At 70.3% G+C, this 686-nt stretch carries 1 protein-coding gene; it reads left to right on the forward strand.

From position 1 onward, the window contains the following. Positions 1-139: 139 nt before the first annotated feature. The coding region (locus tag ACH0AE_RS17930; RefSeq protein ID WP_406876185.1) for a hypothetical protein at positions 140-686 on the forward strand (547 nt) is incomplete at its 3' end.

The raw sequence follows: 686 nt of genomic DNA on the forward strand, positions 1-686 counted from the left end.
CCTCCCCCTAGCGACGGCGATCGTGTCTACATATTTATGTCGACACTCCGACACTACTACACACCGACAATGTGATGCGACCAATGTGCTCGATCGTGGTTAACCGCTTGGTATCCGGTGCCGGGCTACCTCGCTCCGGGTGACGTTCCTTGCCCTCCCCTTCCGTCACCCCCTCGCACGCGCCGTGTCGGCCGGGACGCCCCAGCCCCCGTCTTCCACGGGCAAGGGCATCGCAAACAACCGCGCAGCCCCCCGTCCCGGCGCCGCGCTGCCTGTCCGCGTCCTGCTCCTCGCGCTGTGGCTCGCGGGTGCGCTCTACGCCGCGACGCATCACACGATGTGGCGCGACGAGGTCCGCGCGTTCAGCTTCGCGCAGCGCGGCAGCGGGCTGCTCGACATGGTGGTGGCGATCCGCGGCGACGGGCATCCCGCGCTGTGGCACGTCATCCTGCGGCTCGCGTGGACGGCGTACCGCGATCCGGTCGTCCTGCCGCTCGCCGCCTTCGCGATCGGCGCGGCGGGGGCGACGCTGCTCGCGCTGCGTGCGCCGTTCCGCCCGCTGCTGCTCGCGCTGGCGCTGCTCGGCGCGTTCACGCTCTACGAATATGTCGCGGTCGCGCGCAATTACGGGCTCGGCGTGCTGTTGCTCTACGCGATCGCCGCGGCCTGGGCGCGCCATCGCGACA

This window comes from Sphingomonas sp. 179-A 2A2 NHS, from assembly GCF_045371305.1.
Taxonomy (GTDB): domain Bacteria; phylum Pseudomonadota; class Alphaproteobacteria; order Sphingomonadales; family Sphingomonadaceae; genus Sphingomonas.